The organism is Streptomyces sp. OfavH-34-F, assembly GCF_022347745.1.
GTDB lineage: Bacteria > Actinomycetota > Actinomycetes > Streptomycetales > Streptomycetaceae > Streptomyces.
The window spans coordinates 1-6,621 of the sequence record NZ_JAKRGC010000339.1 but is presented as its reverse complement, the minus strand read 5'-3'; the positions used below and the strand labels follow the sequence as shown (position 1 = coordinate 6,621).

At 74.5% G+C, this 6,621-nt stretch carries 5 protein-coding genes; 2 read left to right on the top strand and 3 right to left on the bottom strand.

The window, feature by feature from the left end; all coding sequences use genetic code 11:
* Nucleotides 1–121 precede the first annotated feature (121 nt).
* The gene (locus MHW47_RS30285) at nucleotides 122–790 is read right to left on the bottom strand and encodes a DUF4097 family beta strand repeat-containing protein (RefSeq protein WP_239227056.1); all 669 of its coding nucleotides are present in this window, start codon (nucleotides 788–790) and stop codon (nucleotides 122–124) included.
* Between the two features lie 267 nt (nucleotides 791–1,057).
* Here MHW47_RS30285 and MHW47_RS30280 point away from each other — a divergent pair, with 267 nt between their 5' ends.
* Nucleotides 1,058–1,816, top strand: a complete 759-nt coding sequence (locus tag MHW47_RS30280) for a helix-turn-helix domain-containing protein (RefSeq protein WP_239227055.1) — start codon at nucleotides 1,058–1,060, stop codon at nucleotides 1,814–1,816.
* 38 nt (nucleotides 1,817–1,854) lie between these two features.
* Here the strand turns inward: MHW47_RS30280 and MHW47_RS30275 are convergent, their stop codons facing one another.
* Together MHW47_RS30275 and MHW47_RS30270 are read right to left on the bottom strand one after the other, a co-directional pair.
* Nucleotides 1,855–3,768, bottom strand: coding sequence for a long-chain fatty acid--CoA ligase (locus MHW47_RS30275; protein WP_239227053.1), 1,914 nt, complete (start codon nucleotides 3,766–3,768; stop codon nucleotides 1,855–1,857).
* A gap of 84 nt (nucleotides 3,769–3,852) precedes the next feature.
* The gene (locus MHW47_RS30270) at nucleotides 3,853–5,118 is read right to left on the bottom strand and encodes an acetyl-CoA C-acetyltransferase (RefSeq protein ID WP_239227051.1); all 1,266 of its coding nucleotides are present in this window, start codon (nucleotides 5,116–5,118) and stop codon (nucleotides 3,853–3,855) included.
* An 88-nt stretch (nucleotides 5,119–5,206) separates the two neighbouring features.
* On the opposite strand from MHW47_RS30270, the gene MHW47_RS30265 reads away from it, so the two are divergent.
* On the top strand, nucleotides 5,207–6,526 hold the full coding sequence (locus MHW47_RS30265; RefSeq protein ID WP_239227050.1) for a 3-oxoacyl-ACP reductase: 1,320 nt from the start codon (nucleotides 5,207–5,209) through the stop codon (nucleotides 6,524–6,526).
* The last annotated feature ends 95 nt before the right edge of the window (nucleotides 6,527–6,621 follow it).

Genomic DNA, 6,621 nt, shown 5'->3' with positions numbered 1-6,621 from the left:
GGGGGGGGGTGGGGGGGGGGGGGGGGGGGGGGGGGGGGGGGGGGGGGGGGGGGGAGGGGGGGGGGGGGGGGGGGGGCGGGGGGGGGGGGGGGGGGGGCGGCCCCGAGGTGAGCGGGGCGGCTCAGAGGCTGCGGGCGGTGATGTCGCCCTTGGTGGTGGTCGCCCGGATGGTGAGGACGGGCGTGCCGTCGTTGCGGAGGGTGTTGTCGACGCGGCCGACCACGGTGCCGGCGTCGAGCACGGCCGCGACGCCGCGCGCCGCGCCGACCGTGATGTCGCCGAGCTGGGTGCTGAGGGTGAGCGCGCCGCGCGTGGCCTCGTCCACGGTCACGTCGCCGCGCTGGGTGCTGAGGTCGCCGGGTCCGGTGAGGCGGCGGACGACGACGGGGCCGTCGTGCGCGGTGAGCCGGGCGCTCGCGGCCTCGTCGAGCTTGACCGAGCGGTGGCCGCCGTCGAGGACCACGTCACCGAGGCGTCCGACGCCCCGGAACTCCGCGGCCTCGGCCTTCGCCTCGACGTGCGAGCCGGCCGGGAGCTGCACGGTGATCTCGACGGAACCGGAGTCGCCGAGCAGCCGGTTGCGCGAACCGCGGGCGGCCCGGACCTCCAGGACGCCGTCCGCGCAGGCCACTTCGACCTCTGCGGCGGCCTTGACGTCGCGGCTCCTGGCGGCGTCGGCGGGCCGGACCTCGACCACGGTGTCGGCACGGTCGGCGGCGATGAACAGCAGGCGGCCGGCGGGCACGTCCACGCGGGCGGTGAGGGCGGCGGGGGTGTCGAAGCGAGGCATGACGTACTCCTTCAGCGAGAGGCGAGCCCCGGTGGCTCGCGCTTTCCGATGAAGGAAACGCTACGTTGCATTCACTATTTCGGCAACGCAGTTGTGGCGCTACAACCCCGTAATCGCACGTCAAAACCGGAAAGTTGGTGCAATCGCCTCTGGAATAACGCAACGCGCGAAAGTGCGTTCGTTGCAATGAACTGAGGGCGAACGCTATAGTCGGCCCACCGGCCGCCGCACGGCGGGCCGTGCCCGCGCCATGAAGGAGGGACCGCGATGCCGGGAGGCAGGCTCACCCAGCAGGAGCGCCGTCAGATCGCCCGCGGCCTGGCGGACGGCCTGGCCTACGCCGAGATCGCCCGGCAGCTCGACCGCCCCACCTCGACCGTCACCCGCGAGGTCACCCGCAACGGCGGCCCCGCCGGCTACCGGGCCGACACCGCGCACCGGGCCACCGAGCAGCGCGCCCACCGCAAGAAGGCCGCCGTCTCCTCCCGCGGCGACCGCCCGGACGCCGCGCCGCAGCCGTACGGGCGGGACGCCGCCGAGGTGAGCGCGTACGAGGAGGTGCTGACGAACGTGCTGCTGGCGTCGGGCGCGCCCCTGATGATGTCCCGGGTGCTCGCCGCGCTGAGCATCAGCGACTCCGGCAGCCTCACCGCCGCCGAACTCGCCGAGCACCTGCGGGTCAGCCCGGCCTCGGTGTCCAAGGCGGTCGCGTTCCTGGAGACCCAGAGCATGGTCCGCCGGGTGCGCGAGGGGCGGCGCGAGCGGTACGTCGTGGACGACGACATCATGCACCAGTCGATGATGGCGAGCGCCCGCTCGACCGCGCAGGTCGCCGAGACCGCGCGCCGGGGTGTGCCGGTGCTCGGCGCGGGCAGCCCGGCGGGCAACCGGCTGGAGAACATGGCCCGTTACCTGGAGTTCGTCTCCGAGTCCATCGAGCGGGCCGCCGAACAGGCCCGCTCCATCCTGTACACCAGGGCGCCGGACCTGCCGGAGGAGAACGCCGAGGAGGACGCCCCGGCCTGACGCGTACGCGCGCCGGGGCCGTCCCCGTACGGCTCAGCTCACTTGCGGTACAGCTCCTCGATCTCCGCCGCGAAGTCCCGCGCGATCGCGTCGCGCTTCAGCTTGAGCGAGGGCGTCAGATGGCCGCCCTCCTCGGTGAAGTCCACCGGCAGGACGGTGAACTTGCGGATCGACTCGGCCCGCGAGACCAGCTTGTTCGCCTCGTCCACCGCGCGCTGGAGCGCCGTGTGCAGCTCCTCGTCGTGCACGAGGTCCCGCAGCGGCACGTCCTCCTTCTTGCGCATCCGGCACCAGTGCGCGAGGCCGTCCGGCTCCAGCGTGATCAGGGCGGTGATGAACGAGCGGTTGTCGCCGACCACCATGCACTGGCTGACCAGCGGATGGGCGCGCAGCCAGTCCTCCAGCGGGGCCGGGGTGACGTTCTTGCCGCCCGAGGTGATGATGATGTCCTTCTTGCGCCCGGTGATCGTGAGGTAACCGTCCTCGTCCAGCTCGCCCAGGTCCCCGGTCGCGAACCAGCCGCCGTCCAGCACCGGTACGGCCGTGCCGCTCGCGCCGTCCCAGTACCCCTGGAACACCTGGCCGCCGCTGAGCAGCACCTCCCCGTCGTCGGCGAGCCGTACGGCGGTGCCGGGCATCGGCCAGCCGACCGTGCCCAGGCGGGGCTTGAGCGGCGGGGTGACCGTGGCGGCGGCGGTCGTCTCGGTCAGCCCGTAGCCCTCGAAGATCTCGATGCCGGCGCCCGCGTAGAACGCGGCGAGCCGGCGGCCCAGCGGGGAACCGCCGCAGATCGCGTACCGGACGTGGCCGCCGAGCGCGGCCCGGATGCGGCGGTAGACCAGCGGGTCGTACAGTGCGCGGGCCGCGCGCAGCCCGAGGCCGGGGCCGGGGCCCGTGCCGTGTTCGGCGGCCTCGACGGCCCGGCCGTAGCGCTGGGCGATCCGGGCCGCCCGGTCGAAGGAGGAGGCGCGCCCCATCTTCTCGGCGGTGGCCCGGCCCGTGTTGTAGACCTTCTCCAGGACATACGGGATCGCCAGCAGGAACGACGGCTTGAACCCGGCCAGGTCGGCGAGCAGGTCCTCCGTCGCGATGGAGGGCGCGTGGCCGAGGCGGACGCGGGCGCGCAGGCAGCCGATGGCGACCATCCGGCCGAAGACGTGCGACAGCGGCAGGAACAGCAGGGTCGCCGCCGGGTACTTGCTGACCGACTTGAACACCGGGTGCAGCAGCTCGATGGCGTTGTCCACCTCGGCGAAGAAGTTGCCGTGGGTCAGGACGCAGCCCTTGGGGCGGCCGGTGGTGCCGGAGGTGTAGATGAGGGTGGCCGGGGTCTCCGGGGCCAGGGTGGCGCGGCGCTCGGTGACCAGGGCGTCGGGTATGTGCTCGCCGCGCTTCCTGAGCCGGTCGAGCGCGCCCGTGTCGAGCTGCCAGAGGTGCGCGAGGCCGGGCAGGTGCTTGCGTTCCTGGCTGACGATCCGGCCCTGGTCGGCGGTCTCCACCGCGCAGGCGGCCGCCCCGGAGTCCTGGAGTATCCAGCGGGCCTGGAGGGCGGACGAGGTCGGGTAGATGGGGACGGTGACCAGGCCCGCCGCCCAGGCCGCGAAGTCCAGCAGGGTCCACTCGTAGGTCGTGCGGGCCATGATGGCGAGGCGGTCGCCGCCGCGCAGCCCCTCCGCGACGAGGCCCTTGGCGACGGCCATCACCTCGGCGGCGAACTCCGCCGCCGTCACGTCCTGCCAGCTGCCGTCCGGCTGCTTGCGGCTGAGGACGGCTTCGGCGGGCGCCTCGCGGGCGTTGTCGAACGGGATGTCGGCGAGCGAGCCGCGCCGGACGGGCGGCGCGAACGCCGGTACGGAGACCTGCCGGACGGCGCCTCGGTCGTCACGCACGAGCGTCGGCTCGACCAGGGCGGGGACGGTGTTCGCGGGGGAAGGGGCGGGTGGCGTGGACACGTGCGGCTCCTGGACATCGGGGACGGGCGGTTCACTGGGGGACGTCCGTACGGGCGCGCCGCGCGCACCCGTACGGGGCGGCTGTCACACGCGTTCGAGGATCGCCGTGACGCCCTGGCCGCCGGCCGCGCAGATCGAGATGAGCCCCCGGCCGGGCGCGTCCCGCTCCGCGAGGAGCTTGGCGAGGGTGGCGACGATGCGGGCGCCCGTCGCGGCGAAGGGGTGGCCGGTGGCGAGCGAGGACCCGGCGACGTTGAGCCGGTCGCGGTCCACGGGCGCGAGCCCCTGCTTCTCCCAGGCGGCCAGCGTGGCCAGCACCTGCGAGGCGAACGCCTCGTGCACCTCGACCAGGTCGAAGTCGTCCATGCCGAGCCCGGCCCGCTCCAGGAGCCGGGGCACGGCGTACGCGGGCGCCATCAGCAGCCCGTCCTCGCCGTTCACGTAGTCCACCGCGGCCGTCTCGTACAGCGAGAGGTACGCCTGCGGCTCCAGGCCGTGCGCCTCGGCCCACTCCTCGCTCGCCAGCAGCACGGTCGCGGCGCCGTCCGTGAGCGGCGTCGAGTTGCCCGCGGTCATCGTCGCGCCGGGCCGGTCCGTGCCGAACACCGGCTTGAGCGCGGCCAGTTTGTCGACGGTGGAGCCGGGCCGCAGGTTCTGGTCGCGCTCCAGGCCGAGGAACGGGACGACCAGGTCGTCCAGGAAGCCCCGGTCGTACGCGGCGGCGAGCCGCTGGTGGCTGGTGGCGGCGAGCAGGTCCTGCTCGGCGCGGCCGATGTCCCACTTCCGGGCGGTGAGCGCCGCGTGGTCGCCCATCGAGAGCCCGGTGCGGGGTTCGGCGTTGCGCGGGATGTCCGGGACGAGGTGCCGGGGGCGCACGCCGGTGAGGGCCTTCGCGCGGGCGCCCGCCGACCGGGCGCGCCGGACGGAGAGCAGCAGCCGGCGCAGTTCGTCGTTGACGCCGAGCGGGGCGTCGCTCGCGGTGTCGGTGCCGCCGGCGATCGCGGAGTCGATCGCGCCGAGCATGATCTTGTTCGCGGCGCCGATCACCGCCTGGAGGCCCGTGCCGCAGGCCTGCTGGACGTCGTACGCGGGGGTGCGCGGGTCCAGCCGCGAGCCGAGGACCGTCTCGCGGGCGAGGTTGAAGTCGCGGCTGTGCTTGAGGACCGCGCCCGCGGCGAACTCGCCGACGCGCTCGCCGTCGAGGCCGAACCGCTCGACCAGTCCGTCGAGCGCGGCGGTCAGCATCTGCTGGTTGGAGGCCTGCGCGTAGGGCCCGTCGGAGCGGGCGAAGGGTATGCGGCTGCCGCCGATGACCGCGACCCGGCGGGGCTGCGGGAGTGCGAGGGGCATCAACTCGACCAACTCATCTCGACCAGCTCCTGACTCTTGAGTAACCTTACTCCGGAGTAAATCTACGACCGAGCAGGGAGTCTGGACAATGGCCGACCGCTATCTGCACCTGACCGGCACGGCACCCGGCAAGTTCCTCACCCGGAAGCTCGGACTCCCGCAGCCCGCCCGGCTGCGCCGCTGGACCCTGGAGACGCCGGCGCTCACCGGCCCCGTCGTCCACCTCACCGCCGGGGAGTCCGCGGTCACCGAAGAACTGGCCGCCGCCCTCACCGCCACCGGCCTCGCGGTCACCGCCCGCGCCGACCGGCCCGCCGCCCTCGTCCTGGACGCCACGGCCGTGCGCGACACCACCGGGCTCGCCGCCGTGCACGCGGCCCTCCACCCGGTCGTCCGCTCCCTGGCCCCCGGCGGCCGGATCGTCGTCGTCGGCGTACGGCCCTCCCCCGACGACCACCACCAGGCGGCGGCCCAGCAGGCGCTGGAGGGCTTCGTGCGCTCCCTCGGCAAGGAGATCGGCAAGGGCGCCACCGTGCAGCTGGTCCGCGTCGATCCCCGCGCCGTCGCCTCCGCCGAGTCCACGCTGCGCTTCCTGCTCTCGCCTCGGTCCGCCTACGTCAGCGGCCAGGTCATCGAACTGACCGCCGCCGCCCCCGACCCCGTCACCGACTGGGCCGCCCCGCTCACCGGCCGCACCGCCCTGGTCACCGGCGCGGCGCGCGGCATCGGGGCCTCCGTCGCCTCCGTGCTGGCCCGCGACGGCGCCCACGTCATCTGCCTGGACGCGCCGCAGGCCCAGGAGGACCTGGTGCGCACCGCCGACCGCCTCGGCGCCACCGCGCTCCCCCTCGACATCACCGCCGACGACGCCGCCGCACGCATCGCGGCCGCCGCCCCGGACGGGCTGGACGTCCTCGTCCACAACGCCGGCATCACCCGCGACCGCCGGCTCGCCAACATGCCCGCCGACCGCTGGGCCCAGGTCGTCGACGTCAACCTGGACAGCGTCCTGCGCACCACCGACGCCCTGCTGAAGACGGGCACCGTCAACCGGGGCGGCCGGATCGTCGCCACCGCGTCCATCGCCGGCATCGCCGGCAACAACGGCCAGACCAACTACGCGGCCAGCAAGGCCGGGATCATCGGCCTCGTCCGCTCGCTGGCCCCGCGCGCCGCCGCCGACCACGGCGTCACGGTCAACGCGGTGGCCCCCGGCTTCATCGAGACCAGGATGACCGCCGCCGTGCCCCTCCTCATCCGCGAGGCGGGCCGCCGGATGAACTCCCTCGCGCAGGGCGGCCTCCCGGTCGACGTGGCCGAGACCATCGCCTGGTTCGCCCAGCCCGCGTCCGCCGCCGTCAACGGCCAGGTCGTCCGGGTCTGCGGCCAGAGCCTGCTGGGAGCGTGACCCCGTGACGAGCCTGACCCTCTCGCTGGTCCGGGGCGCGGTCTCCGCCCCCTTCAAGCGCCCCGGCCGCCCCGGCGCCACGCTCCCCGCCGGCC